Consider the following 25,832-nt stretch of genomic DNA (forward strand, 5'->3'; position numbering starts at 1 on the left):
CACACCACCCCACCCCAAAAAAACACACACACACCAACGCCCTGCGCAGCCCCACCCCCCCCCCCCCCCCCCCCCCCGCGGCTCTTGTCGTGCCCGCCTCCGGAGGCGTCAGGGCGTCAGGGGCGGCCGGGGACCTCGGGGGTCCTCGCCGGGCCGGGAGGCGTCCTGCGCGCCGTCCTCGCGGATGACCTCGCCCTGGACGACCTTCCCGTCCGGACGGTGCATCCGGGCCTGCTGGAAGGCGTCCGAGAGGCCGCCCGGCGCGGCGGCGCGCATCCGGCGCTCCAGGGACCGCTCCGCGTAGCGGCTGATCATCGTGCGCACCGGGGGGACGAGCAGGAGCAGCCCCACCGCGTCCGAGACGAGTCCGGGCACCGCGAGCAGCAGGCCGCCGAGCATGAGCAGCCCGTTGCCCCGGCCGCCCTTCCCGCCCTTGCCGCCGCCGACCTGCGGGGCGCCGGGGGCCGCGGACCGCTGCCCCGGCGCCTGCTGGAGGGTCTCGGTCAGGTTCCGGAAGGCGCGCCGCCCGGCGCTCTTGACCACCACGCCGCCGAGCACGGCCCCGGCCGCCAGGAGGAGCAGGACGGTGAGGCCGCCCGCGGCCGACGCGACCAGGCTGAGGAGCCAGATCTCCAGCACCAGCCAGGCGGCGAGGGCCGGCGGCAGGAATCTACGGGCGCGCGAGCGCCGGGGTCGGGTCGGGGGCGGTGTGCCGGTCGTCATGCCACCAGTGTGCCCGTACGGGCGTGGAAGCGGCGTAAGGGGGTGATCATGACGTGTCCGGCCGGCCGCCGGGGGCGGTCAGGAGCTCTTGCGGCCCAGGATCTTGTTGGCCCGCGAGGTGACGCCCCAGCCGGTGACCCGCCACAGCGCCTCGACGAGGATGTCCCGGCTCATCTTGGAGTCGCCGACCTCGCGGTCGACGAAGGTGATGGGGACCTCGACCACGTGGTAGCCCGCCTCGACGGAGCGGCGGGCGAGGTCGACCTGGAAGCAGTAGCCCTGGGAGGCGACCTCGTCGAGCCCGAGGCCCTGGAGGGTCTCGGTGCGGAAGGCGCGGTAGCCGCCGGTGACGTCGCGGACCGAGAGGCCGAGCGCGAGGCGGGAGTAGAGGCTGCCGCCGCGGGAGATGACCTCGCGGCTCTTGGGCCAGTTCACCACGCGGCCGCCCGGCACCCAGCGGGACCCGAGGACCAGGTCCGCGCCCTTGAGGGCGGTGAGCAGCCGGGGCAGCTCCTCGGGCTGGTGGGAGCCGTCGGCGTCCATTTCGACGAGGACGCCGTAGCCGCGCTCGGACCCCCAGGCGAAGCCCGCGAGGTAGGCGGCGCCGAGCCCTTCCTTGCCCTGGCGGTGCAGGACGTGGACCTGGTCGTCGGCGGCCGCGATCTCGTCGGCCGCCTTGCCGGTGCCGTCGGGGCTGTTGTCGTCGGCCACCAGGACGTCGGCGTCCGGCACGGCGGTGCGCACCCGGTCGACGATCGGCTTGATGTTCTCGACCTCGTTGTAGGTCGGGATGATCACCAGAACCTTGCCGAGCGGGCCGAACTTCCTCTGTCCGCCGTCGTTCACTACTGCCCCTTAGAGTCCGTACACAGGGGGACACCATATCCAGCGCGCCGCCCCGCGGTTCGACGCGGTCGCCCGGCGCGCGGCGCGGACCGGGCGAATCCGCCGATCCATGGACGACGAGCACGGCGCGAGCCGCGCGGGCGACGGCGGAGCGAGCTGCGGATCGGGGCCCGGCGCCCTTCGGGCCGACCTGGGACCCGCTGGCTGCGGGTCGACCGAGAGCCGTTGTCTACTGAACGTCCGGGCCCCACCCGGATCCCACCCTCCGTCCGGCCGAGACCTTCCCTCGCCCCCGAGGCGCGGGCGCTGAACCTGGCTGTCGGCGGTGGTGGGCCGGTGCGGCTCACCACCTCATGACCCAGCGGCGTTCGACGACTGCGTGGTGGTTCGACCGGTCGGGCGTCCTGTGGTGGACCCGGCCGAACCTACCGGCCCATGGGCGCGTTCTGTCAACACCCGTGCGACCTGCGGCTTTTGTCCAAATTGCCTGGTCAGTACCGATGAGAGACGGGTCGTGGACCGGCCGGTCGGCCGTCGATCGGCGGTACGAAATGTCCCTACGTCACTCGTTCGGCCGCACGTAGACCGTCTGTCCGGCGACCACCGTGCGCAGGCAGACCGGCAGCTCCGCTCCGGGCGTCAGGTCGGGCAGGCCGGGCGTCCCGGAGCGCGGGTCGGTCGACCACCGGGCGACCCGGTCGTCGGGGGCCTGGACCAGCAGCTCGGCGGTCCGCCAGACGGCGTAGTCGGCCGGCGCGCCGGGCACCAGGGTCCCCGCGTCGTCCCGGCCGACGGCCCGCCAGCCGCCCCGCGTATGGGCGGTGAACGCGGCGCGGACCGAGATCCGGTGCTCGGGGGTGCGGTGGTGGGCGGCGGCCCGCACGGTCCCCCAGGGGTCCAGCGGGGTGACCGGGCTGTCGGAGCCGAAGGCGAGCGGCACGCCGGCGCGCAGCAGCGCGGCGTACGGGTTGAGGGTCGCGGCGCGCTCCGCGCCGAGGCGTTCGGCGTACATGCCCTCCGGGCCGCCCCAGGCGGCGTCGAAGGCGGGCTGGACGGAGGCGGTCAGGCCCAGCTCCGCGAAGGCGGCGACGGTCTCGGGGGTGAGCATCTCGGCGTGTTCGACGCGGTGGCGCCCGGCTCGGACCCGCGCCGGGCCGAGCGCGTCGGCGGCGGCCCGGAACCCGGCCACGACGGTGGAGAGCGCGGCGTCGCCGATGGCGTGGAAGCCCGCCTGCAGGCCCGCCTCGGTGCACGCCGCGACGTGGGCGGCGATCCGGGCGGCGTCCAGGTGGGCGGCGCCGGTGCGGGCGTGGGCGTCGTCCGCGTACGGCTCGTGCAGGCAGGCGGTCCGCGAGCCGAGGGAGCCGTCCACGAAGAGGTCCCCGGCCGCGCCGACCGCGCCGAGCTCGCGGACCCGCGCGGCACCCTTCGCGTCGGCGATCTCCTCGGCCCACAGGCCGAGGACGCGGGGGCCGGGCCGCTCGGCGGCGAGGGCGAGGAGGGAGGTGAAGTCCTCCTCGTCGGAGATGTCGGGCCCGCCGCACTCGTGCACGGAGCCGATCCCGAGGGAGGCGGCGCGGTCGAGGGCGGCGCGCTGGGCGGCCGCCCGCCGGCCGGGGGTGAGCGCGCCGTGGGCGGCGGCCCGCACGGCGTGGTGCGCGGCGCCGGTGAGCGGCGCGTCGGGACGGTATCCGGCCATCGCGGCGACGCCGGGGACCAGGTCCAGCAGGGCGGTGGTGACCACGGCGGAGTGGACGTCGATCCGGGGCAGGTAGAGCGCCCGGCCGCCGGCCGCCTCGTCCAGCTCGGCGCGCGAGGGGTGCCGCCGTTCGGGCCAGCGCGCGGCGTCCCAGCCGTGGCCGAGCAGGACGTCGCCGGCGGCGTGCGCGTTCGCGAACGCGCGGATGAGGCCGAGGGCGTCGGCGAGCGTACGGGCGCCGGAGAGGTCGAGCCCCGTCAGGGCGAGGCCGGTCGCGGTGGTGTGCACATGGGCGTCGGTGAACGCCGGGGTGACCAGGGCCCCTTCGAGGTCGACCACCTCGTCGACGCCGCTCGCGAAGGCGTCGGCGGCCCCTTCGGACCCCACCCAGGCGACATGTCCGCGTTCGACGACCATCGCGGTCGCGAACGGGTCGGCGGGGCTGTGAACGTCACCGCCGCGCAGCAGTACGGTGCGGTGTTCGGGGGCGCTTCGGGGGGCGGTGCTCTCGGTCATGGGACCAGTCTCGCGCCTGCCCGCCGCCGCCCGTTCCGCGCCCCCCTCGAAGGAGGCCGCACGCCTCCCGCGCGCGAGGCCGGGGTGCGGACGGCCCGCCGGGCGCGCTCAGACGCGCGGGGGCCTGGCCTCGTAGGGGGTGGACAGGACGACGGTCGTCCGGGTCGAGACCCCGGCGAGCGTCCGGATGTGGGTGAGCAGGTGCTCCAGCTCCAGCGGGGTCGCCACGCGCACCTTGAGGATGTAGTTCTCCTCCCCCGCGACGCTGTGGCAGGCCTCCAGCTCCGGCACCCCGGCGAGCCGCTCCGCGATGTCGTCGGGCGCGCTCGGGTCGAACGGTTTCACCGAGATGAACGCGGTGAGGGGCAGCCCGACGGCCTCGGGGTCCACGACCGCGGCGTAGCCCCGGATCACCCCGCGCTGCTCCAGTCGGCGGACACGCTGATGAACCGCCGAGGTGGACAGGCCCGTGGCCTTGCCCAGGTCGGTGTAGCTCATCCGCCCGTCCTTGACGAGCAACTCCACGATCTGACGGTCCAGCTCCTCCATGCGGATCAACCTATGGCCCCGGACGGCTGTCGGCACAGTCGTGCGGGGCCGGGAACGGCACCTGCGGGCGGCATGTGACGAATGCCACAAGGTTACGGGTGAGTAGGGCACTACCCCGCGGTTATCCGCCACGAGCGGCGGGAAGTGCTTGGTGTGGCCGAGGCCGTGGCGCCTTGCCGGCCCACCCGAGGGGGGAATTTCCATGCAGAGCCTGAAGCTCACCGGACGTACCGAACCGGAGCCGGTCGATCCGGACGAGGACGCCGACGACCTGTACGACATGTGCGAGATGGTCCGGGTGATCTGCCCGGACTGCACCCAGCCGATCGCGCTGCTGGCGGACGAGGACGTCCTGCCCGAGCACGCCCGCTGCCCCTCCCCGTGGAACCCGTTCGTCCTGACCGTCTGCGCCGGGACCGGCCGCAGCGCGGCGGAGACCCGTCCGGCGGACGAGTCGCCGGAGCTCCAGGAGCAGGAGACGGGGCTGCTGCTGACGCTCCCCCAGGGCCTGGACTGGCGGATGCAGCCCTTCTCGCACGCCGGAGGCCCCGGCTCCCGTCCGCTGCGCGTGCCGCGGATGCGCGGCGAGGCCGCCTGACCCGTACGCGCCCCCGCACCACGACGGCACGGCCGCCGTGGTGCGCACGGCACGCCGACCGGAGGCCCCGGCCGGCTCCCGGTCCGGCGGGCCGTACCGGCTGCCGCCCGCTCCGCCGCGCCGGCCCCGTACGACCGCGCCGTGCCCGGCAGCCGGTACGGCCCGCCCGCGCACGGCCGCCGGCTCGGGATCGCCCGTCGTTCCGCCGATCCGCAGTGCCCGCCCTCGGCGCCCACCCGCGGCGGCGGACGGGCGCGGCCCGGAGGGGCCTGAGCGCCGCCCGCCCGCCGCGGGTCAGCGCGTCTCGGGACCCGCGAGGTGGCGCGCGATGACCATGCGCTGGATCTGGTTGGTGCCCTCCACGATCTGGAGCACCTTGGCCTCGCGCATCAGCCGCTCGACCGGGAAGTCCAGGGTGTAGCCGTAGCCGCCGAGCACCTGGACGGCGTCGGTGGTGACGCGCATGGCCGCGTCCGTGCAGAAGAGCTTCGCCATCGCCGCCTGGCGGGAGAAGGGCTGCCCGGCGTCGCGCAGGCGCGCCGCCTCCAGATAGAGCGCCCGGCCCGCCTCGATCTGGGTGGCCATGTCGGCGAGCAGGAACCGCAGCCCCTGGAAGTCCGCGATCGGACGGCCGAACTGCCGCCGCCCGGTGGCGTATCCGACGGCCTCGTCCAAGGCGGCCTGGGCGATCCCGATGGCGCACGCGGCGATGCCGAGGCGGCCGGAGTCGAGGGCGGACAGGGCGATGGCGAAGCCCTGGCCCTCCTCGCCGATCCGGCGGTCGTCGCCGATCCGCACGCCGTCGAAGTGGAGTTGCGCGGTGGGCGAGCCCTTCATCCCCATCTTCTTCTCGGGGAGCGCCGCGCTCAGCCCCTCGGCGTCGCCGGGGACGAGGAAGGCCGTGATGCCGCGGGGCCCTTCGACGCCGGTGCGGGCCAGCACGGTGCAGAAGTCGGCGACGCCGCCGTGCGTGATCCAGGCCTTGGTGCCGGTGATCACCCAGTCCTCCCCGTCCCGTACCGCCTTGGTGCGCAGGGACGCGGCGTCGGAGCCGGAGGCGGGCTCGGAGAGGCAGTAGGCCCCCAGCAGGCCGCCGGAGAGCATCGCCGGGAGGTGCGCGGCGCGCTGCTCGTCGGTTCCGAAGGTGGCGAGCGCGTGGCAGGCGAGGGAGTGGACGCTCACGCCGAGCCCCACGGTGAGCCGGGCCGCGGCCAGTTCCTCCAGGACCTGGAGGTAGACCTCGTAGGGCTGGTCGCCGCCGCCGTGGGCGGAGTCGTAGGCGAGTCCGAGGAGTCCGGCTTCGGAGAGCAGGGTGAAGACGCCGCGCGGGAAGACGCCCGCTTCCTCCTCCTCGGCCGTCCGGGGGGCGATCTCCTTCGACGCGATCTCGCGCACGAGCGCGACGAGCTGCCGGGACTCCTCGGTGGGCAGACGGCGTTCCACCGGCTGCGGGGCACGGTCGGACATGACGGCGCTCTCCTCCCTGTCGGGCGTTGCGGCGGTCGCGCGCTCGGGGTGGGAGAGACGCCGCCGGGTGATCTCCCGGCGGACCGGGAGAAGCAGACTGCACAGCCGATCCTGCCCCTCCCGGATCACGGGGGGCTCGGACGGCGGCTGTAGCGGGTTGAGTATGCCCGATCGGATGCCGTCCGTCACGGGGTGGCGAGCAGGTCGGAGCACCGCGGCCGGCCTGCGGTGATCGGCGGATCGGTCCGGAGCGGCGCGGCCCAACTGCCCTGGTCCCGAGCCGGTTCCCGCACACACCGTCGCGTCCGTGCCGCGTCGGGGCCGGGGGCCGGCGGGGCGCACCCCGGCGTGCCCGCGCCCGGCGTGACCGCCTCCTGGTGCTGGAACAGGCCGAGTTGTCGCGGCGCCGAGAGGTGGGACGCGTCGTGTCGGACAGGGTGAAGCCGTGGACGGCGCCCTGTCGGCGTCGGCCGGGTGCGACCGGCTCGTGCGGTGGGAGGACCGGCCGAAGGCCGCCACCGTGAAAGTTCCCGAACCCGCGGGGAGTTCCTCGGCGCGCGCCCGCGGCCAGGTCGTCGTCCCGTCCCGCCCCGCGGCAGCGGCGCACCGCTCGGCCTCGGCGATCAACCCGGCGTCCGGGTCCACGCCGACGGCCCCGGCGAACAGGTCCGCCGGCTCCAGGGCCGGGGCGCCCGGCCCGCAGCCCACGCCGAGGAGGCGGCCCCGGCCGTCGAGCCGCAGCGGCCTCGGCGAGCGGTCCGGCCGGGCCGGGCGCGCGGGGCGGCCGTCCGCGCCGGCAGGGGGCCGCCGTGCCCGCGAACAGCAGGTCTTCCCACTGCCAGGCGTCCGTCACCTCGCGGCCGTCCCTTCGCGCCCGGAGTGCCGCCGCCGGGTCCGTACGGAGGCGGGGGACCCGCGTCGGCTTCCCGGCCCCCTCCGCATGGACGGCTGCGACGCCCGGCGGGGGACGCCCGGCCGGGGCCGCCGTCGGCGCGTGGTCCGGAAAGCGGACACATCGACCGCACGCCACCGTGTTTGACGGGGCGACGGGCGGGCACCTGGGCGTCGGTCCGTCGCCCAGCAGAAAGGAACCGCACTGATGTCCGTGCCCCACGCGCCCGCGTTTCACGCATCGGCCTCCGTGTCCGAGTCGTCGCCCGGCGCGCAGAGTGCCGCCCGGGAGTCCGAGGCGGAGGAGCTGCCCTGGATCGAGGACGCGGGCAAGATCGCCCCCCGAGACGCGCGGGACCTGTCGAAGATCTTCTTCGATCGGCTGGAGTCCCTGGAGGAGGGGACGCATGAGTACCAGTACGCGCGCAACACCCTGATCGAGATGAACCTGTCCCTCGTCCAGTTCGCGGCACAGCGCTTCCGCAACCGCGGCAGCGGCGAGATGGAGGACATCATCCAGGTCGGGACCATCGGCCTGATCAAGGCGATCGACCGTTTCGACCTCGCCCGAGGCGTCGAGTTCACCTCGTTCGCCGTGCCGTACATCGTCGGTGAGATCAAGCGGTTCTTCCGCGACACGACCTGGGCCGCCCACGTGCCGCGCGCCCTCCAGGAGCGGCGGGTGGAGATCGCGAAGGCGAAGGAGCGCCTGAGCACGCGTCTCGACCGCGACCCCACGGTCAAGGACCTCGCCGCCGACCTCGGTCTGGCCGAGGACCAGGTCGTCGAGGGGCTGATCGCCGCCAACGCGTACACCGCGGGCTCGCTCGACGTGCCCGCGACCCCCGGCCGCCACCATCGGGACAAGAAGCCGGCCGCCGTCGCCGACTTCGTGGGCGACCACGATCCGGCCATGGAACTCGTGGAGGACCTGCACTCCCTCGCGCCTCTCCTGGCCGATCTCGACGAGCGGGAGCGCACCATCCTGGAAATGCGCTTCGGCCGGGAGATGACCCAGGCCCGGATCGGCGAGGAACTGGGCATCTCGCAGATGCACGTCTCCCGCCTCCTCTCGCGCACCCTGGCCAAGCTGCGTGAGGGAATGCTCACCGAGCACTAGAGGGCGTCCGGTCCGCGAAACGGCTCCGCCTGTCCGGGGTGAAACGGGGTACAGGATATTTCGTGAAAATGTCCCATACACCGCAAGCGCCCCAGGCCCCCGCGCCCCTCAAGAAGGCCCTCACCACTCCCCTGCTCTACTTCTTCATCCTCGGAGACGTGTTGGGCGCGGGGGTCTACGTCCTGGTCGGGCAGGTGGCCGCCGAATCGGGGGGCGCGGTGTGGGTGCCGCTGGGCACCGCGCTGTGCCTGGCGCTGCTCACCGCCGCCTCGTACGCCGAACTGGCCACGAAGTACCCGCAGGCGGGCGGGGCCTCGCACTACGCCACCCTGGCGTACGGCCCGTTCGCCGGGTTCCTCGCCGGTTACGCCATGCTGACCGCCGGCATCGTCTCGGTCGCCGCCCTGACCCGCGGGTTCGCGGGCGACTACCTGACCGAGTTCGTCACCCTCCCCATCGTGCTCGTCGCCGTCGTGTTCCTCTGCGCGCTCGCCCTGCTCAACGCGCGGGGGATCAGCGAGTCGACGCGCGCCAACGTCGCCGCCACCCTCGTCGAGGTGGGCGGGCTCGTCCTCGTCGTCGTCCTCGGCGCCTGGATCATCCTGCGCGGCGACGCCGACCTCGGGCGGTTGACGGAGCTCGGCACGGACGGCAAGGGCGGCGCCGCCGCGGTGCTCAGCGGGGCGGTGCTCGCCTACTACTCCTTCGTCGGGTTCGAGACCTCGGTGAACGTCGCCGAGGAGACCCGCGACCCGCGCCGCTCCTACCCCAGGGCCCTCTTCGGCGCGCTGATCACCGCGGGAGCCGTCTACGTGCTGGTGGGCATCGCGGCGTCGGCCGCCGTGCCCACCGCAACCCTGACGGAGTCCAGCGGGCCGCTGCTCGAAGTCGTCCGCAAGGCCGGCGGCGTCCCCCCGGAGCTGTTCAGCGTCATCGCCCTGGTCGCCGTGGCCAACGGCGCTCTGCTCACCGGCATCATGTCGTCCCGCCTCGCCTACGGCATGGCGCGGGACGGGCTGCTGCCCTCCTTCCTGACCCGCGTGCTGCCCGGCCGCCGCACCCCCGTCGCCGCCATCGTCACGACCACCCTGCTGTCCCTGCTGCTCGCCCTGACCGGCGACGTGGCCACGCTGGCCTCGACGCTGGTGCTGCTTCTGCTCGTGGTCTTCTTCCTCGTCAACACGGCCGTCCTGGTCCTGCGCAAGGACGACTCCGGGGCGGACCACTTCCGGGTCCCCTCCGTGGTCCCGGTGCTGGGCGCCGCGTCCTGCGTCCTGCTCGCCACCCAGGTGGAGGGCGCGGTGTGGCTGCGCGGGGGCGTGGTGCTGGCGGTCGGCGCGGTGCTCGGCGCGTTCGCCGCCGTACGCAGGAGGAAGGCGCGCGGCTGAGGCGGGGTCAGCCGTTCGGGCTCCCCGCCCGCCGCTCCCGCTCGGCGCTCTCCCGCTCCAGGCGTTCGCGCTGCGGCAGGACGGTGTACCGGGGGTCCTCGGCGGAGGCGATGCCCGCCGCGAAGACGCCGAAGCGGGTGCAGGCGGAGCCGGTGAGCAGCGCCGCTCCGCCGAGCGCCGCCAGGGGCCTGGCGAACCGTCCCGCGTACGCCGAGGCGGCCGCGCCGAGCGCTCCGGCGGCGGTGAGGACGCGGGCGGCCCGCAGCAGGCCCCCGGCCCGGCCCTCGCGCCAGACCTCCGCGACCAGGCCGAGCCGGTGCTCGGCGGCGGCGCTCGCGGCGAGGTCCCCGGCGGCCGCGAGGACCGCGGCGCACCGGGCCGGGCCGGACTCCCGCGGCGGGCCGACGACGAGGGCCATCCCGGAGGCGGCGGCGGTGGCCGAGGCCGCGAACAGATAGGGCAGCTCCCGGTGGGCGTCGTGCCAGGCCGGTACGGCGGTGTCGGCGGCGAGGACCGCGGTGTACGTGGCGACGAGCGGCCCGGTGAGCGCGGCGCCGAAGGTGGCGGCGGCCCCGATCCGGGGGAGCCGGCCGGTGACGGCGGTGAGGGCGGCCGCGCCGGCGGCCGGCCCGTAGAGGCCGAGCAGCCAGGAGCCCACGCTCATCGGCGAGGTCGGTTTGAAGACCCGCAGCATGTTGGTGAAGCGCGCGGGGCGGCCCAGGTCGTGGACGAGGGCGGCGACGGAGAGCCCGACGGCGCCGAGCGAGGAGACCTTGAGGGCCGTCGCGGTCGTGGTGCGGCCGGTCAGATGGGCTCCGGCGGCGAGGGCGGAGCCCGCTCCGGCGAGCCCGCCGAGGAAGAAGTACCCGGCGATGTCGTGGGCGGCCCAGGAGGGGGCCTTGATGACGGGCCTGCCGTAGTAGGAGCGGAACTCGGCGCGCGGCACCATGAGGCGTTCGCCCCGGCCCTTCCCGCCCTTGCGGCGCGGTTCCCGGCGGTCGGAGGGGGTGGTCATCGCAGTCCTTTCCCGAGGGGGCCGGGTGTACGGCGCAGGAGGCCGGGGAGCACGTGGGCGGCGCCCGCGGCGGCGAGCAGGGACAGGGCGGCGACGCCGGCGTGCATCCACATCGCGGGCAGGTCGCGGGTGGTGACGACGGGGGCCGGCGGCAGCCCGTAGACCTCGGGTTCGTCCAGGAGCAGGAAGAAGGCCCCGTCGCCGCCGACCCCGTCGTCGGGGTCGTGCCCGTACAGGCGGGCCTCGGTCACTCCGGCCGCCTGGAGCCGCTCGACGCGCAGGGCGGCGCGTTCGCGCAGTTCGTCCAGCGGACCGAACTGGATGGACTCGGTGGGGCACGCCTTCGCGCAGGCCGGTTCCTGGCCGGCGCCGAGCCGGTCGTAGCACAGGGTGCACTTGAAGGCGCGGCCGTCCTCGGGGCGCTGCTCGATCACCCCGTACGGGCAGGCGGGGACGCAGTAGCCGCAGCCGTTGCAGATGTCCTCCTGGACGACGACGGTCCCGAACTCGGTGCGGAAGAGGGAGCCGGTGGGGCAGACGTCGAGGCAGGCGGCGTGGGTGCAGTGCTTGCAGACGTCGGAGGACATCAGCCAGCGCATCGAGCCGGGCTCCGGCGAGGCGTCCGGCGGCGCCGGGTCGGCGGCGAGCGGCAGTTCGGTGCGGCCCTCCGGGGCCGGGGGGCCGGGGGCCACCGGCTTCTGCTGCTCGATGAAGGCGACGTGGCGCCAGGTGGAGGCGCCGAGGCTCACGGTGTTGTCGTAGGACATGCCGGTGAGGGAGAGCCCGTCCTCGGGGACGGTGTTCCACTCCTTGCAGGCCACCTCGCAGGCCTTGCAGCCGATGCAGACCGAGGTGTCGGTGAAGAAGCCGACGCGGGGCGGGGCGTCCGGGTAGCCGGCGTCGGTCGCCGGGTCGCTCTCCGGACCGGACAGGAGCCGGTCGACGGAGGCGCGCCCTTCGTGCTCGGTCCGTGCGCCGGGGGCGGGTTCGGCGGTCATGTCCGGTCCTCCGTTCCGGTGTGCGCGGTGATGCCCGCGCGGCGGCGGTACTCGGCGACGAGTTCGGGCAGGGCCGGTCCGCGCGGCCTGCGGCCGGGCCGGATGTCGGCGGTGAGCGCCTTGTCCTCCTGGATGTGCGCGTTGGGGTCCATCGAGATGGCCATCAGTTCGTTGGCCGCGTCTCCGGTCACCACCCCGTTGGGCCCCCAGTGGAAGGGCATCCCGATCTGGTGGACGGTCCGGCCGTGCACGGTCAGGGGCCTGAGCCGGTCGGTGACCAGGACGCGGGCCTCGACGGCGTTGCGGGCGGTGATGACGGTGGCCCAGCCGCCGTGCTCCAGCCCGCGTTCGGCGGCGAGCTGCGGGGACAGCTCGCAGAAGAACTCCGGTTGCAGTTCGCTCAGGTAGGGCGACCAGCGGCTCATCCCGCCGGCGGTGAAGTGCTCGGTGAGCCGGTGGGTCGTCACGATGTACGGGTAGACCTCCGCGCCCGGCTCGTCGCCGCTGGGGTGGTAGCGGTTGCCCTCGCGCGGCAGGATCTTGCGGGCCGGGGAGCGGGGGACGCCGGGGTGCACGAGGTTGGGGAAGGGCGAGTCCTGCGGCTCGTAGTGGGTGGGCAGCGGCCCGTCCTCCAGCCCCGCGGGGGCGTAGAGCCAGCCCTTGCCGTCGGCCTGCATGATGAACGGGTCGTCGCCGCGCAGGGCGGCGGGGCCGGTGGCGTCCTCGTCGGGGACGTGGGCGGGGTCGAGGTCGGGGATGAAGTCGGGCACGTCGTGGCCGGTCCAGCGGCGGGCTTCGGAGTCCCACCACACGTACGCCTTGCGCTCGCTCCAGGGGCGGCCCTCGGGGTCGGCGGAGGCGCGGTTGTAGAGGATGCGCCGGTTGGCGGGCCAGGCCCAGGCCCATTCGCGGGCGGTCCAGCTCTGCTCGGTGTGCGGCTTGCGGCGGTTGGCCTGGTTGACGCCGTCCGCGTAGACGCCGCAGTAGATCCAGCAGCCGCACCGGGTGGAGCCGTCGTCCCTCAGCTCGGTGTACGCGGAGAGGGGCGCGCCGTCCGGCCCGCGTCCGTTGATCTCGGCGAGGACCGCGGCGGCGACCGGTTCGCGCAGCGGGCCCTCGACGGGGTAGTCCCAGGCCAGGTCCTGGACCGGCCGGTCCCTGGGGTCGGTGGAGTCCTTCAGCAGCTCCTTGATCCGGCGGCCCAGGTGGTACATGAACCACAGGTCGCTGCGCGCGTCCCCCCGCGGTTCGACGGCGGCCTCGTGCCACTGGACCCAGCGGTTGGTGTTGGTGAAGGAGCCCGACTTCTCGGTGTGCGAGGCGGCGGGGAAGAAGAACACCTCGGTGCCGATGTCCTCGGTGCGCAGCTCGCCGGTGGCGATCTCCGGACCGTCCTGCCACCAGGTCGCCGACTCGATGAGGGTGAAGTCGCGGACCACGAGCCACTTGAGCCGGGACATGCCCAGGCGCTGGAGGCGGGTGTTGGCGGAGCCCACCGCGGGGTTCTCGCCCATGAGGAAGTAGCCCTCGCACTCCCCGTCCAACTGGGCCATGACGGTCTCGTACGTGCTGTGCGAGCCGGTGAGGCGCGGCAGGTGGTCGAAGCAGAAGTCGTTCTCCGGGGTGGCCGCGTCGCCGTAGTAGGACTTGAGGAGGCTGACGAAGTACGCCCGCATGTCGCCCCAGAAGCCCTTGTCGGTGCGGCTGGCGGCGATGAGGGCGTCGAGGTTCTCGTGGTCGTGGGCGTGCGGCATGGGGAGGTAGCCGGGCAGCAGGTTGAAGAGGGTGGGGATGTCGCTGGAGCCCTGGATGGAGGCGTGGCCGCGCAGCGCCTGGATGCCGCCGCCGGGCCGCCCGATGTTGCCGAGCAGGAGTTGGAGGACGCACGCCGCGCGGATGTACTGGGAGCCGGTGGTGTGCTGGGTCCAGCCGACGGCGTAGCAGAAGGCGCTGGTGCGTTCGCGGCCCGAGTTGGAGGTGAGGGCGTCGCAGACGGCGAGGAAGGTCTCGCGGGGCACGCCGCAGGTCTCCTCGACCAGCTCGGGTGTGTAGCGGGCGTAGTGGCGCTTGAGGATCTGGTACACGCAGCGCGGGTGGCGCAGCGTCTCGTCGCGCGGCGGGACGCTGCTGGTCTGGGCGCCGCCGGACCCGTGCGTCTCGGAGCCGCCCAGTTCCTCCAGGCGCTCCTCGGCGCCCCTTTCGGGGCCGCCGGAGGGGGCCTGGACAGGGGCGCCCTCGTACTGCCAGCTCACCGGGTCGTACGCGCCGGTCCCGGGGTCGTAGCCGGAGAAGAACCCGTCGAGGTCCTCGGTGTCGCGGAAGTCCTCGGAGACCAGGGTCGCGGCGTTGGTGTAGCGCAGCACGTACTCGCGGAAGTCCTTGCCCTCCGTCAGCACGTGGTTGATGACGGCGCCGAGGAAGACGATGTCGCTGCCCGCGCGGATCGGCACGTGCAGGTCGGCCAGCGCGCTCGTGCGGGTGAAGCGGGGGTCGACGTGGATGATCTTCGCACCCCGCGCCTTGGCCTCCATGACCCACTGGAAGCCGACCGGGTGGGCCTCGGCGTAGTTGGAGCCCTGGATGACGATGCAGTCGGAGTGCTGGAGGTCCTGCATGAAGGTGGTGGCGCCGCCGCGTCCGAAGGAGGTGCCGAGCCCGGCGACGGTGGAGCTGTGGCAGACGCGCGCCTGGTTCTCGACCTGGACGACGCCCAGGCCGGTCAGGAGCTTCTTGATGAGGTAGTTCTCCTCGTTGTCCAGGGTCGCTCCGCCGAGGCTGGCGATGCCCATCGTGCGGACGGTGCGCACCCCCTCGCTCTCCCACTCCCAGGTCCGCGCGCGGGTCTCGACGACCCGTTCGGCCACCATCTCCATGGCGGTCTCCAGATCCAGCGGCTCCCACCGCGTGCCGTACGGGCGCCGGTACAGCACCTGGTGGCGGCGGCCGGAGCCGGTGGTCAGTTGGAGGGTGGCGGACCCCTTGGGGCAGAGCCGGCCCCGACTGACGGGCGAGTCGGGGTCGCCCTCGATCTGCACGACCCGGTCGTCGCGGACGTACACCTGCTGGCCGCAGCCGACCGCGCAGTAGGGGCAGACGGACCGCACGATCCGCTCGGCCGAGTCCGTACGGGGCCGGATCGCCTCCGTGTGCGCGGAGCGGACGGCGTGGCCGCGCCCGAGGGGGTCGTCCCCCGTGAGCTGTCGGTAGACGGGCCAATCCGTGATCCAGGTGCGCAGACCCATCGCGGGACACCTCCGGCTCGGGCCCCCGCGCCCGCGGCCGGGCGGCCGCGGGCCGAGAGCCCCTCGGCGAGTTCCACTCAAGGCTGCCCCGAAGCGGCCGGGGCGGCGACCGGGACGGGCCGCCCGCAGGCGACCGCGCGCCCCGGTCGTCCGCTCCGCCGCGGTCGGCCGCCCCGAGCGGCGGGTACGCCGTGCGGGTGAGACGGGCTCAGCGCACGGGCCGGGGCGACCGGTCCTCGGCCGCCCCGGCACTCCTGGCCGCCCGTCGCCGCGTCGGTGACGTTCCACCCATCGCCCGGACGCCCGCAGGGCCACCCGCGCTCACAGCAGGTCCAGCGACCGCAGGGCGAACTGCTGCGCGGGGGTCGTGCGCTGCGGCCAGTAGACGTAGCACACCCCGCCCGTCCCGCTCCTGACCCGGCCACCGGCGTCGAGGCGCTTGGTCCGGAGCCACACGTTCTCGAACTCGCGCCGCCGGTAGACCCGGCGTACGGCGTCGTTGTCGGGGGACGCGGGGTCGTTGGCGACGACGTCGCCCTGCGGGGTGAAGCCGACGACCGCCATCAGGTGGCCGGCCGTGCCGTATCCGGCGCCGGTCAACTCCTCCGCCAGGAAGGACTGGGAGGTGATGACCGGGATTCCGGCCCGGATCAGCCGCTCCACGTCGGTGAGCGAGCCGAGCCGGGTGACGGCGGCGTTCATATCGCGGTACGAGGCCGCGTACGCCGCGTTGAAGGGCCAGTTGCCGCAGCCCGCGTACTGGTGGTCGTACGTGTGGCGGGCGGCGTGGCAGACCTGGGGGTCGGGCAGGCCGGGCCTGACCCAGGCGAGGTCCTCGGCGGTCGGCCCGCGCCCCCAGTACTCCACGACCATCTGCGAGGACGTGGGGCTGCACCACGCCTCGCCGCCGTTGTCGTACTCCGGGTACTGCCCGATGTGGACTTCCTGCGAGTAGCGGGGCACCGGCAGTTCGCGGGCGGGCGTGGGCGCGGTGGCCGGCACGGTGAAGCGGTCGGGCACGTCGGAGGCCATGGCGCCGACCCGCCACACGGTGGGGGTGAGGCCGCTGCCGGGGGCGCGGTACAGGGTGAGCCGCAGCCGGTGGGAGACCAGGCGGACACCGCTCGCGGGGGCGTCCACCGACCAGGTGTCCGTCCAGACGGTGCTGTGCGGGTCGCCCTGGCCGTCGAGGGACGTACGCCGGATGTCGCCGTCGCCCGAGGCCCAGCGGCCCATCACGAACCACGGGGTCGTCGTGGAGTCGGCGTACGTTCCGCTCAGCTCCACCTGGATCCAGGTGGAGGGCGGGGTGCGGGCGTTCCAGGAGGCGATCACCTCGGTGGCCGGGACGGCGGAGCGGTGGACGGGAGAGGTCCAGGTGGCGTAGTCCCAGGCGGCGCTCCGCCCGGTGTGCGGGTCGGTGTACTCGGTGCGGCCGGCCGGGGCGGCGATCACCAGGCCGGGGCGGGGGCCGGGGAGCACGCGGGTCCCGTCGCCCGAGCCGCGCCGCCAGTCGGAGCGGGTGTGCCAGAAGCGGTTGTCCACGAGCGGGGTCCGGGTCCGGGAGGCGGCGGGCGGGGCGGCCGAGGCGAGGGGGGCGGCGGCGGCCGTGCCGGTGGCCGCCGCCGCCGCGAGCGCGGCGCTCAGGACGGTTCTGCGTGACGTCGGACTGGTCATGGGCGAGACCCCCGGTCATGGGTGGGAGTGGGGCTGCGGATGCCGATCGGTGCGCCAACTATCCCGGCCCGGGGGCCGGTCGGGCCAGCGGTAGGACACGTTTCGCCGGACCGGCACCGGTCCGGACCACGGGCGCGGCCCCGCGCGGTCCGGGCCGCCTTCGAGCGGGACCGTACCCTTGGCGCATGGACGAGCTGGCCCGCCACGCCGATGACCTGCGCCGACTGCCCCCCTCCTGCGGACGCACGCGGCTCGTGGCGGTGGACGGGCACGCCGGCTCGGGCAAGAGCACCTTCGCCGCCCTGCTGGCGGCGGCGCTCGGCGGCGCGCCCGTCCTCCATCTGGACGACCTCGCCACCCACGAGGAGCTGTTCGGCTGGACCGGGCGGCTGCGGGAGCAGGTGCTCGCGCCGCTGGCGCGCGGCGAGGCGGCCCGGTACGCCCCCTACGACTGGACCCTTCGGCGCTTCGGGCCGCCGCGGACCCTGGAGCCGGCCCCGGTGGTGCTGGTGGAGGGCGTCGGAGCGGGGCGGCGTGCGGTGCGCCCGCGGCTCGCGGCCCTGTGCTGGATGGACGTGGACCGGGAGACCGCCTGGGAGCGGGGCAGGCGGCGCGACGGCGCCGGGCTCACGGAGTTCTGGGCCGGGTGGGCCGTCGCGGAGGAGCGCCATTTCGCCGAGGACCCCTCACGCCCCTACGCCGACGTGCTGGTACGGCGGTCGCCCGAGGGATACGCGTGGCGGGCGGGGCCCCGGACGACAGCGGGAACGGACCGTATCGTCACTGAGCGCGACCAGGGCGCGCCCTCCGACTGAGCGGTCGGGAATCGGCCCGGAAGGGCCCCAACTCCGCTTGACCGAGGGGCCGCAGTGGTTCTACGTTCTCCTGGTGCGGCTCTTCGGAGCCCCGTGGACACGAAGCCCCCGGTTGTTCCCCCGTGACCGGGGGCTTCGTTCCGCCCTCGCACGCCCCCGCGCGACTACGCAGAGCGACGCGCTCACCCCTGGTCACCGTCCGCGCGGGCCTCCCGGTCGGCGGCCGCCTCCCCCGTACGCGGGTACGATGCACGCCGGTGTGGTCAATTCCCTTCCCCCGCGCAGTGATTCAGCGCGCTCCGCTGGGCATGATGTGCGGGCGGGACATCCTGGGGGACGGTTTGTGGGGGACCTGATGGACATCGGTACACAGGGAGCGCAGGCCCCCGCCGACCTCGCCTGGCTGCGCGCCGTCGACGCCTACACGGTGGGCGCGTACCCGCAGGCGGAGGAGGAGTTCAGGACCGCGGTCCGCCTCGATCCGGGCATGGCGGACGCCTGGCTCGGCCTCCACGCGCTGCGCGTCGACACCACCACGGCCCTGTTGCGCATGTACCGGCACCGCGACCGCTTCGGCGAGCAGCGCGCACGCCACCGCCGTACGCTCAACTCCTGGTACTGGCTGGGCTGGTGGGTGCAGCCCGTGCTGGAGAGCCCGCGCGACCTGCTGCTCGCCCACGCCTCGCACTGGCTGGACGGCCGCCATGTCCCGGAGCTGGACCGGGCGTTGGCCGGGCTGCCACCGGTGGACACGGACCCGCAGGTGCGGTTCCTGCACGCCTGCCGCTCCTATCTGGTCAAGGACTGGGAGCAGTTGGTGCGCTGTACGGAGCAGCTCGTCGACGATCCGCTGCTGGGCATCGAGGCGGGCCTCTTCGGGGGCATGGCGCGGGTGCGGCTGGAGATGTACGGGCAGGCGGAGCCCCTGCTGTCGGCGGCCCTGATGCGCTGCCGCAGCGAACAGCCGCAGCGCAAGGAGCTGCGGTACTGGCTGGCCAGGGCGCACGAGGGCACCGGGCGCAGCGCGGCCGCCCTGCCCCTGTACCGGGCGGTGCACCGGGTCGATCCGGCCTTCATGGACACCTCGGCCCGGCTCGCCGCGATCTCCGAGGGCGACGGCTACGACGACGCGGCGGACCTGGCCGCCGTCACCCTCACCGGGTTCGGCGCGGGGGGCGCGGAGGCGCAGCCGGAGGGGGACGCGCTGCTCGGCACCGATCTGGTGGACGGGCGGGAGGCGTGGCCGGTGGGCGAGGCCGGGCTGCCGGTCGGCGACGCCGCGCCGGCGCCGCCCGACCCGGTGGTGGGCGTGCGCCGCAAGGGGGCCGGGAGGGCGCCGGCCTTTCCGGCGGGCCCGAGCGATCCCGCGCTGCTGGCCGAGGCGCTGGCCGAGCTGGAGCGGATGGTCGGGCTGGAACCGGTCAAGCGGCAGGTCAAGGCGTTGTCGGCGCAGTTGCACATGGCCCGGCTGCGGGCCGAGCAGCAGCTCCCCGTCCAACCGCCCAAGCGCCACTTCGTCTTCTCCGGCCCCTCCGGCACCGGCAAGACCACGGTGGCCCGCATCCTGGGCCGGGTGTTCTACGCGCTCGGCCTGCTCGGCGGCGATCACCTGGTGGAGGCCCAACGCGCCGACCTGGTGGGCGAGTTCCTGGGGCAGACGGCGGTCAAGGCCAACGAGCTGATCGACTCGGCGCTGGGCGGGGTGCTCTTCGTGGACGAGGCGTACAGCCTGGCCAACTCCGGGTACAGCAAGGGCGACGCGTACGGCGACGAGGCGCTCCAGGTCCTCCTCAAGCGGGCCGAGGACAACCGGGACCACCTCGTCGTCATCCTCGCGGGCTATCCCGAGGGCATGGACCGGCTGCTCGCCGCCAATCCGGGGCTCTCCTCCCGCTTCACCACCCGCGTCGACTTCCCCAGCTACCGGCCGCTCGAACTCACCGCGATCGGCGCGGTGCTGGCCGCCGAGAACGACGACGTGTGGGACGAGGAGGCCGTGGACGAGCTGCGCAGCATCAGCGGCCATGTGGTGGAGCAGGGCTGGATCGACGAGTTGGGCAACGGCCGCTTCCTGCGGACGCTCTACGAGAAGAGCTGCGCCTACCGCGACCTGCGGCTGTCCGGGTACGCGGGCGAGCTGACCCGGCAGGACCTGTCCACGCTGCGGCTGCCGGACCTGATGCAGGCGTACGGGGAGGTGCTGTCGGGGCGCGGCCCGGTGGGCCGGGGGCGGCAGGAGCCCGGCGGCGGGTAATACGCGCCGCCGCTCGTCGGGCCGGTGCGGGTCGTTCGCGGGCCGCGGCCCGTCCGGGGCGCGGGCTCAGGCGCCGCGGGGGGCGTCGTCGCCTCCGGCGCCGCGGGTCTCGGCGAGCGCGCGCAGGGCGCGGGCGTCGCGGATGGCCTGCTGCTTGGCCATGCCGGGCTGGATGCCGAGGGCGGGCAGGCTGGTGCCGTCGCTGAGGTCGAGGAAGACCCAGGGGTCGCCGGGCCGCAGGTTGACGCGGAGGATCTCCGCCCACGCCAGCCTGCGGGTCCGGGTGATGTTGACGACGGTGACGCCGTTCTCGTCGGCGCTGACCCTCGGCCTGCTGAGCAGGGCCAGGACGCTGAAGAAGAGCGCGGCGACGAAGACGAAGCTGACCCGCTCCCCCGGATTGAGCCGCTCCAGGATCAGCGCGACGGCCGTGATGACGACGAACATCGCCAGGCCCACGCTCAGCAGGACCACCCGCGTCAGGGTGGGCCGGAAGGTGACCGGCAGGGAGGGGAGTTCGGGCCTGGGCGCGGTCATCGGGTCTTCTCCGTCGAGGGGGGTGCGGTGGTCGCCGGGCGTCGCGTGCGCGCGCCGCGGACCGTCAGAGGCGGCAGGCGTGGATGGCCGTGGTGAGGATGGCCCGGGCGCCCAGCTCGTAGAGGTCGTCCATGATCCGCTGGGCCTCCTTGGCGGCGACCATGGAGCGGACGGCGACCCAGCCCTCGTGGTGCAGCGGGGAGATGGTCGGGGACTCCAGGCCGGGGGTGAGGGCGACGGCGCGCTCCAGGTGCTCGACGCGGCAGTCGTAGTCCATCATCACGTAGGACCGGGCGACCAGGACGCCCTGGAGGCGGCGGAGGAACTGCTGCACCTTGGGGTCGTCGGCGGGGGCGCCGTTCCGCCGGACGACGACGGCCTCGGAGGTCATGATCGGCTCGCCGATCACCTCCAGTCCGGCGTTGCGCAGGCTGGTGCCGGTCTCCACGACGTCGGCGATGACCTGGGCGACGCCCAGCTCGATGGCGGTCTCGACCGCGCCGTCGAGGTGGACGACGGAGGCCTTGACGCCCTCGCGGGCGAGGTGGGCGGCGACGATGCCCTCGTAGGAGGTGGCGATCGTCATGCCGTCGAAGTCCTGCGGGCCCGCGGCCGTGCCGGGCTTGGTGGCGTAGCGGAAGGTGGAGCGGGCGAAGCCGAGCTGGAGGATCTCCTCGGCGTCGGCCCCGGAGTCCTGGAGCAGGTCGCGGCCGGTGATGCCGATGTCGAGCTTGCCGGAGCTGACGTAGATCGCGATGTCGCGGGGGCGGAGGTAGAAGAACTCGACCTCGTTCCCCGGATCGACCAGGACCAGCTCCTTGGACTCCTTGCGCTGCTGGTAGCCGGCCTCATGGAGCATCGCCATCGCAGGCCCGGAGAGTGAACCCTTGTTGGGTACGGCGATGCGCAGCATGAGGTCGGCTTCCTTCGTGCGGAGGGTGTGGGTGCGGGCGGAATTGCGCGGTGCGTGCTCGGGCCGGGCTCAGAGATGGGCGTAGACGTCGTCGAGCGAGATGCCGCGCGCCACCATCATCACCTGGACGTGGTAGAGCAGTTGGGAGATCTCCTCGGCGGCGGCTTCCTTGCCCTCGTACTCGGCGGCCATCCAGACTTCGGCCGCCTCCTCGACGACCTTCTTGCCGATGGCATGGACGCCCTTGTCCACCAGTTCGGCGGTGCGCGAGGTGGACGGGTCGCCCTCGGCGGCCTTGAGCTGGAGCTCGGCGAAGAGCTCTTCGAAGGTTTTGTTCGCCATGATGGTCCTTAGAATACGGGGTCCGCGATCCGCGTCCGCGCCCTCCCCCACGACGGCGGCGGTCAGCGCCAGGGCTCGCTGACGGTCCGCAGCGTGGCCGCCGTGGCGACCGCGGCGGTGACCGCTTCGTGCCCCTTGTCCTCCGCGGAGTCCGCGAGGCCGGCCCGGTCCAGCGCCTGCTCCTCGGTGTCGCAGGTCAGCACGCCGAAGCCGACGGGGACGCCGGTGTCGACGGCGACCTGGGCGAGGCCGAGGGTGACGCCCTGCGAGACGTACTCGAAGTGCGGGGTGCCGCCCCGGATGACCACGCCGAGGGCGACGATCGCGTCGTAGCCGCGGCCGGCGAGGACCTTGGCGACGACGGGCAGCTCGAAGCTGCCGGGGACGCGGAGCAGCGTGGGCTCGTCGATGCCCAGCTCGCTCAGGGCGCGCAGCGCGCCGTCGACGAGTCCGTCCATGACCTTCTCGTGCCACTGGGCCGCGACCACCGCCACCCGCAGGTCGGCGCAGTTGCGTACGGACAGTTCGGGTGCACCCTTGCCGCTCATGTCTCTCCTGTTGCTCGTTCTGCTCGGTGTGGGATGACGGGGGTGGTCACTGGCCGGCGCACGTCGAGACGGGCGCGCCGTCGAGCCACGGCAGGTCGTGGCCCATGCGGTCGCGCTTGGTGCGCAGATACCGCAGGTTGTGCTCGCCTGCGTGGACGGGCATGGGCTCGCGGCCGGTGACGGCGAGGCCGTGGCGCAGGACGGCCGCGGTCTTGTCGGGGTTGTTGGTCAGCAGGCGCAGGCTCCGCACGCCGAGGTCCTTGAGGATCTGGGCGCCCGCCGCGTAGTCGCGGGCGTCGGCGGGCAGGCCCAGTTCCAGGTTGGCGTCGAGGGTGTCCGCGCCGCGCTCCTGGAGCTCGTAGGCGCGCAGCTTGGAGAGCAGGCCGATGCCGCGCCCCTCGTGGCCGCGGAGGTAGACGACGACGCCGCGGCCCTGATCGGCGACGCGGCGCAGGGAGGCGTGCAGTTGGGGGCCGCAGTCGCAGCGCTGGGACTGGAAGACGTCGCCGGTCAGGCACTCGGAGTGGAGCCGGACCAGGACGTCCTCGCCGTCGCCGACGTCCCCGTGGACCAGGGCGACGTGCTCGACGCCGTCGACGGTGGAGCGGTAGCCGTACGCGGTGAACGTACCGAACGCGGTGGGCAGCCGGGTCTCCGCCTCGCGGCGGACGGTGGGCTCGCTGCTGCGGCGGTAGGCGATCAGGTCCTCGATGGAGATGATCGTCAGGCCGTGCTTGCGGGCGAAGGGGATCAGCTCCGGCAGCCGGAGCATGACGCCGTCCTCGCCCGCGATCTCCACGATGGCCCCGGCGGGGCGCAGCCCGGCGAGCCGGGCGAGGTCGACGGCGGCCTCGGTGTGGCCGGGGCGGACGAGGACGCCGCCGGCGCGGGCGCGCAGCGGGAAGACGTGGCCGGGGCGGACGAAGTCACCGGGGCCCGCCCTGCCGCCGGCGAGGAGGCGCAGGGTGGCGGCGCGGTCGGCGGCGGAGATGCCGGTGGTGACGCCGTGGGCCGCACAGGCGTCCACGGAGACGGTGAAGGCGGTCCGCATCGACTCGGTGTTGTGCTCGACCATCTGCGGCAGGTCGAGGCGTTCCAGCTCGTCGCCCTCCATCGGGGCGCAGATCAGGCCGCGGCACTCGCTCATCATGAAGGCGACGATCTCCGGGGTGGCCTTCTCCGCGGCGATGACGAGGTCGCCCTCGTTCTCGCGGTCCGCGTCGTCCACCACGACGACGGGCCGGCCCGCGGCGATGTCGCGGACGGCCTGCTCGACCGGGTCCAGGGGAAGGTCATCGGCGATCGGGGCGGGGCGGGGGCGGGTGGTCCGGTCGCTCATGCCGTGGCTCCTTTCAGTGCGGGGGTCCGCGTGCGCAGCCACCAGTCGCGCATCCCCCACAGGACGAGGGCCCCGTAGAGGACGTACACGAACCCGGAGAAGGCGAACCCGTTGGCGAAGTTCAGCGGGACGCCGACGAGGTCGACCAGCAGCCAGGCGAACCAGAACTCGACCATGCCGCGGGCCTGGGCGTACATCGCGACGACGGTGCCGACGAAGATGTACGCGTCCGGCCACGGGTCCCAGGACAGCGAGGGGAAGGCGGTGAACAGGCCGCCGACGGCGAGGGTGCCCAGCGCGGCGGCGCCGACCAGCACGCCGCGCTCGCGCCAGGTGGCGAAGCGGACGGCGATGGAGCCGTCCTGGGCCCGCTGCCGGCCCCTGCTCCAGGACCACCAGCCCCACAGGGCGACGACGATGACGACCAACTGCTTGCCCGCGCTGCCGGCCAGATGGGCGGAGGCGAAGGCGACGAGCAGGATCACGCCGGAGAGGAGCTGGGCGGGCCAGGTCCAGATCGAACGCCGCCAGCCGAGGGCCAGGGCGATCAGTCCGACGCTGTTGCCGATCATGTCGGACCACTTGATGTGCTGGCCGAGCACGGTGAAGGCCTCCGAGCCGAGCCATCCGGTGAGGTTCATCGCCGGTCCTGTCCCGCCCGGTCGCCGAGCAGCCGCTCGACGTACTTGGCGAGTACGTCCACCTCCAGGTTGACCGGGTCGCCGGGCTGCTTGCGGCCGAGCGTGGTCAGGGCGAGGGTGGTGGGGATGAGGCTGACGGTGAAGTGGTCCTCGGCGGCGTCGACGACGGTGAGGCTCACCCCGTCGACGGTGATGGAGCCCTTCTCCACGACGTAGCGGCTCAGCGCGGGCGGCAGGGAGACCTTCACGATCTCCCAGTGCTCCGAGGGGGTGCGCTCCAGGACGGCGCCGGTGCCGTCCACGTGCCCCTGGACGATGTGGCCGCCGAGCCGGGCGCCGAGCGCCATCGGGCGCTCCAGGTTGACCCGCGAGCCGGCGGCCAGGGCGCCGAGGGCGGAGCGTTTCAGCGTCTCGGCCATGACGTCGGCGGTGAACTCGCCGCCGCCGCTCTCCACGACGGTGAGGCAGACGCCGTTCACCGCGATGGAGTCGCCGTGGGCCGCGCCCTCGGTGACCAGGGGGCCGCGGACCCGGAAGCGGGAGGCGTCCGCCAGGCGCTCGACGGCGGTGACCTCGCCCAGTTCTTCGACGATTCCGGTGAACACTCAGTTTCCCTTCCGAGCAGGGGCGGGGACGGCGGTGACGCGCAGATCGGGGCCGATGCGGACGGTCTCGACCACGTCGAGCCGCAACGCCTTCGAGAGGGTGGGGATTCCGGCGTCGCCGAGGGCGGCGGGGCCCGCGCCGAGCAGCACCGGGGCGAGGTAGCCGACGACCTGGTCGACCGCTCCCGCCGCGACGAAGGCCCCGGCGAGGGTGGGCCCGCCTTCGAGGAGCACGGAGCGGACCCCGCGCGCGTGCAGGGCTGCGAGGAGGGCCGCGAGGTCCAGGCCCGGTCCGCCCAAGGCGCGCGGCAGGCGCAGCACGGCTTTCTCGGGGAGGTCCCCGGCCGGGGCGTCGTCGGCGACGGCGACGAGGGTGGGCGCGGTGTCGTCCAGGACCCGTGCGCCGGGCCGGACGGCGGTGGCGTCCGTGTCGACGACGACCCGCAGCGGCTGGACGGCGCCGTCGACGCCGCGTACGCCCAGATGGGGGTCGTCGGCGCGGGCGGTGCCGGAGCCCACGACCACGGCGTCGGCCTCGGCGCGGAGCCGGTGGACGTCGGCGCGGGCCTCGGGCGAGGTGATCCAGCGGCTGGTGGCGTCGGCGGCGGCGATCCGGCCGTCGAGCGTGGCGGCGTACTTCCAGCGGACGTACGGGCGCCCGAGGCGCACCGAGGTCAGCCAGGCGGCGTTGCCCGCCCCGGCCTCCTCGGCGAGGAGGCCCCGCTCCACCCGGACCCCGGCCCGGCGCAGGGTGTCGCCGCCGCCGGCGGCCCGCGGGTCGGGGTCGTCGACCGCGTACACGACCCGGCTGATCCCGGCGTCCAGGAGGGCCTGGGCGCAGGGGCCGGTGCGGCCGGTGTGGTCGCAGGGTTCGAGGGTGACGTAGGCGGTGCCGCCGCGGGCCCGTGCGCCGGCCGCGCGCAGGGCGTGGACCTCGGCGTGCGGCCCTCCGGCGCGCTGGTGGAAGCCTTCGCCGGCCGGCTGCCCGGCGGCGTCGGTGATCACGCACCCGACGACCGGGTTGGGGCTGGTGGAGCCGAGACCGCGCGCCGCGAGCGCGACGGCTCGGCGCATGGCGGTGATGTCGGCTGCGGTGGCCACCGGGTCCT

At 74.3% G+C, this 25,832-nt stretch carries 22 protein-coding genes and 1 pseudogene; 5 read left to right on the forward strand and 18 right to left on the reverse strand.

Annotation, left to right across the window (positions count from 1 at the left end; all coding sequences use genetic code 11):
* Positions 1–108 precede the first annotated feature (108 nt).
* From fxsA to ACZ6EJ_RS15510, 4 genes are all read right to left on the reverse strand, one after another.
* On the reverse strand, positions 109–723 hold the full coding sequence (gene fxsA / locus ACZ6EJ_RS15495; protein ID WP_469267555.1) for an FxsA family membrane protein: 615 nt from the start codon (positions 721–723) through the stop codon (positions 109–111).
* Positions 724–801: 78 nt separating this feature from the next.
* Positions 802–1,569, reverse strand: coding sequence for a polyprenol monophosphomannose synthase (locus ACZ6EJ_RS15500; protein WP_469267556.1), 768 nt, complete (start codon positions 1,567–1,569; stop codon positions 802–804).
* A gap of 562 nt (positions 1,570–2,131) precedes the next feature.
* The gene (locus ACZ6EJ_RS15505; protein ID WP_469267558.1) at positions 2,132–3,784 is read right to left on the reverse strand and encodes an amidohydrolase; all 1,653 of its coding nucleotides are present in this window, start codon (positions 3,782–3,784) and stop codon (positions 2,132–2,134) included.
* A 108-nt stretch (positions 3,785–3,892) separates the two neighbouring features.
* On the reverse strand, positions 3,893–4,333 hold the full coding sequence (locus tag ACZ6EJ_RS15510) for an Lrp/AsnC family transcriptional regulator (RefSeq protein ID WP_469267560.1): 441 nt from the start codon (positions 4,331–4,333) through the stop codon (positions 3,893–3,895).
* Positions 4,334–4,535: 202 nt separating this feature from the next.
* Between ACZ6EJ_RS15510 and ACZ6EJ_RS15515 the strand changes: the two genes are divergently transcribed.
* Positions 4,536–4,931 (forward strand): hypothetical protein, encoded by a 396-nt coding sequence (locus ACZ6EJ_RS15515; protein ID WP_469267561.1) that lies wholly within the window; start codon positions 4,536–4,538, stop codon positions 4,929–4,931.
* Between the two features lie 294 nt (positions 4,932–5,225).
* On the opposite strand, the gene ACZ6EJ_RS15520 is transcribed toward ACZ6EJ_RS15515, so the two are convergent.
* Both ACZ6EJ_RS15520 and ACZ6EJ_RS15525 read right to left on the reverse strand, forming a co-directional pair.
* Positions 5,226–6,398, reverse strand: a complete 1,173-nt coding sequence (locus tag ACZ6EJ_RS15520) for an acyl-CoA dehydrogenase family protein (protein ID WP_469267608.1) — start codon at positions 6,396–6,398, stop codon at positions 5,226–5,228.
* A gap of 519 nt (positions 6,399–6,917) precedes the next feature.
* Positions 6,918–7,106 (reverse strand): annotated as a pseudogene (locus ACZ6EJ_RS15525) (methyltransferase domain-containing protein); the annotation flags it as partial.
* Positions 7,107–7,497: 391 nt separating this feature from the next.
* Between ACZ6EJ_RS15525 and ACZ6EJ_RS15530 the strand changes: the two are divergent.
* Positions 7,498–8,409, forward strand: a complete 912-nt coding sequence (locus tag ACZ6EJ_RS15530) for an RNA polymerase sigma factor SigF (protein WP_469267563.1) — start codon at positions 7,498–7,500, stop codon at positions 8,407–8,409.
* Positions 8,410–8,477: 68 nt separating this feature from the next.
* Positions 8,478–9,797, forward strand: coding sequence for an APC family permease (locus ACZ6EJ_RS15535; protein ID WP_469267565.1), 1,320 nt, complete (start codon positions 8,478–8,480; stop codon positions 9,795–9,797).
* Between the two features lie 7 nt (positions 9,798–9,804).
* On the opposite strand, the gene nrfD is transcribed toward ACZ6EJ_RS15535, so the two are convergent.
* From nrfD to ACZ6EJ_RS15555, 4 genes are all read right to left on the reverse strand, one after another.
* Positions 9,805–10,746: an NrfD/PsrC family molybdoenzyme membrane anchor subunit gene (gene nrfD / locus ACZ6EJ_RS15540; protein ID WP_469267609.1), complete on the reverse strand. Its 942-nt coding sequence runs from the start codon at positions 10,744–10,746 to the stop codon at positions 9,805–9,807.
* Between the two features lie 62 nt (positions 10,747–10,808).
* Entirely contained in the window at positions 10,809–11,810 is a 1,002-nt protein-coding gene (locus ACZ6EJ_RS15545) for a 4Fe-4S dicluster domain-containing protein (protein ID WP_469267567.1), read from the reverse strand.
* Positions 11,807–15,052, reverse strand: coding sequence for a formate dehydrogenase (gene fdh / locus ACZ6EJ_RS15550; RefSeq protein WP_469267568.1), 3,246 nt, complete (start codon positions 15,050–15,052; stop codon positions 11,807–11,809). Before fdh ends, ACZ6EJ_RS15545 begins: the two co-directional genes overlap by 4 nt.
* A 321-nt stretch (positions 15,053–15,373) precedes the next feature.
* Positions 15,374–16,729 carry a peptidase C39 family protein gene (locus ACZ6EJ_RS15555; RefSeq protein WP_469267569.1) on the reverse strand — a complete coding sequence of 452 codons (1,356 nt, stop codon included), beginning with the start codon at positions 16,727–16,729 and terminating at the stop codon, positions 15,374–15,376.
* Positions 16,730–16,914: 185 nt separating this feature from the next.
* Between ACZ6EJ_RS15555 and ACZ6EJ_RS15560 the strand changes: the two genes are divergently transcribed.
* Both ACZ6EJ_RS15560 and ACZ6EJ_RS15565 read left to right on the forward strand, forming a co-directional pair.
* The gene (locus tag ACZ6EJ_RS15560) at positions 16,915–17,544 is read left to right on the forward strand and encodes a uridine kinase family protein (RefSeq protein ID WP_469267571.1); all 630 of its coding nucleotides are present in this window, start codon (positions 16,915–16,917) and stop codon (positions 17,542–17,544) included.
* 355 nt (positions 17,545–17,899) lie between these two features.
* Positions 17,900–19,798, forward strand: coding sequence for an AAA family ATPase (locus tag ACZ6EJ_RS15565; RefSeq protein ID WP_469267572.1), 1,899 nt, complete (start codon positions 17,900–17,902; stop codon positions 19,796–19,798).
* A 66-nt stretch (positions 19,799–19,864) separates the two neighbouring features.
* Here ACZ6EJ_RS15565 and ACZ6EJ_RS15570 read toward each other — a convergent pair whose 3' ends face one another.
* The 8 genes from ACZ6EJ_RS15570 to ribD form a co-directional block, all read right to left on the reverse strand.
* Positions 19,865–20,335 (reverse strand): PH domain-containing protein, encoded by a 471-nt coding sequence (locus tag ACZ6EJ_RS15570; protein WP_469267574.1) that lies wholly within the window; start codon positions 20,333–20,335, stop codon positions 19,865–19,867.
* A 64-nt stretch (positions 20,336–20,399) separates the two neighbouring features.
* Positions 20,400–21,248, reverse strand: a complete 849-nt coding sequence (gene hisG, locus ACZ6EJ_RS15575) for an ATP phosphoribosyltransferase (protein ID WP_469267576.1) — start codon at positions 21,246–21,248, stop codon at positions 20,400–20,402.
* A gap of 69 nt (positions 21,249–21,317) precedes the next feature.
* Entirely contained in the window at positions 21,318–21,590 is a 273-nt protein-coding gene (locus ACZ6EJ_RS15580; protein WP_018490177.1) for a phosphoribosyl-ATP diphosphatase, read from the reverse strand.
* Positions 21,591–21,652: 62 nt separating this feature from the next.
* A complete protein-coding gene (gene ribH, locus ACZ6EJ_RS15585; protein WP_469267578.1) occupies positions 21,653–22,138 on the reverse strand; it encodes a 6,7-dimethyl-8-ribityllumazine synthase in 486 nt (161 codons plus the stop codon).
* A 46-nt stretch (positions 22,139–22,184) separates the two neighbouring features.
* Positions 22,185–23,477 carry a bifunctional 3,4-dihydroxy-2-butanone-4-phosphate synthase/GTP cyclohydrolase II gene (locus tag ACZ6EJ_RS15590; protein ID WP_469267580.1) on the reverse strand — a complete coding sequence of 431 codons (1,293 nt, stop codon included), beginning with the start codon at positions 23,475–23,477 and terminating at the stop codon, positions 22,185–22,187.
* Entirely contained in the window at positions 23,474–24,118 is a 645-nt protein-coding gene (locus tag ACZ6EJ_RS15595; protein WP_469267581.1) for a nicotinamide mononucleotide transporter family protein, read from the reverse strand. Before ACZ6EJ_RS15595 ends, ACZ6EJ_RS15590 begins: the two co-directional genes overlap by 4 nt.
* Positions 24,115–24,723 (reverse strand): riboflavin synthase, encoded by a 609-nt coding sequence (locus ACZ6EJ_RS15600; RefSeq protein ID WP_469267583.1) that lies wholly within the window; start codon positions 24,721–24,723, stop codon positions 24,115–24,117. Before ACZ6EJ_RS15600 ends, ACZ6EJ_RS15595 begins: the two co-directional genes overlap by 4 nt.
* Complete coding sequence (ribD, locus tag ACZ6EJ_RS15605; RefSeq protein ID WP_469267585.1) at positions 24,724–25,824, reverse strand: bifunctional diaminohydroxyphosphoribosylaminopyrimidine deaminase/5-amino-6-(5-phosphoribosylamino)uracil reductase RibD; 1,101 nt, start codon at positions 25,822–25,824, stop codon at positions 24,724–24,726.
* Positions 25,825–25,832 lie beyond the last annotated feature (8 nt).

This window comes from Streptomyces sp. NPDC041970, assembly GCF_055588985.1.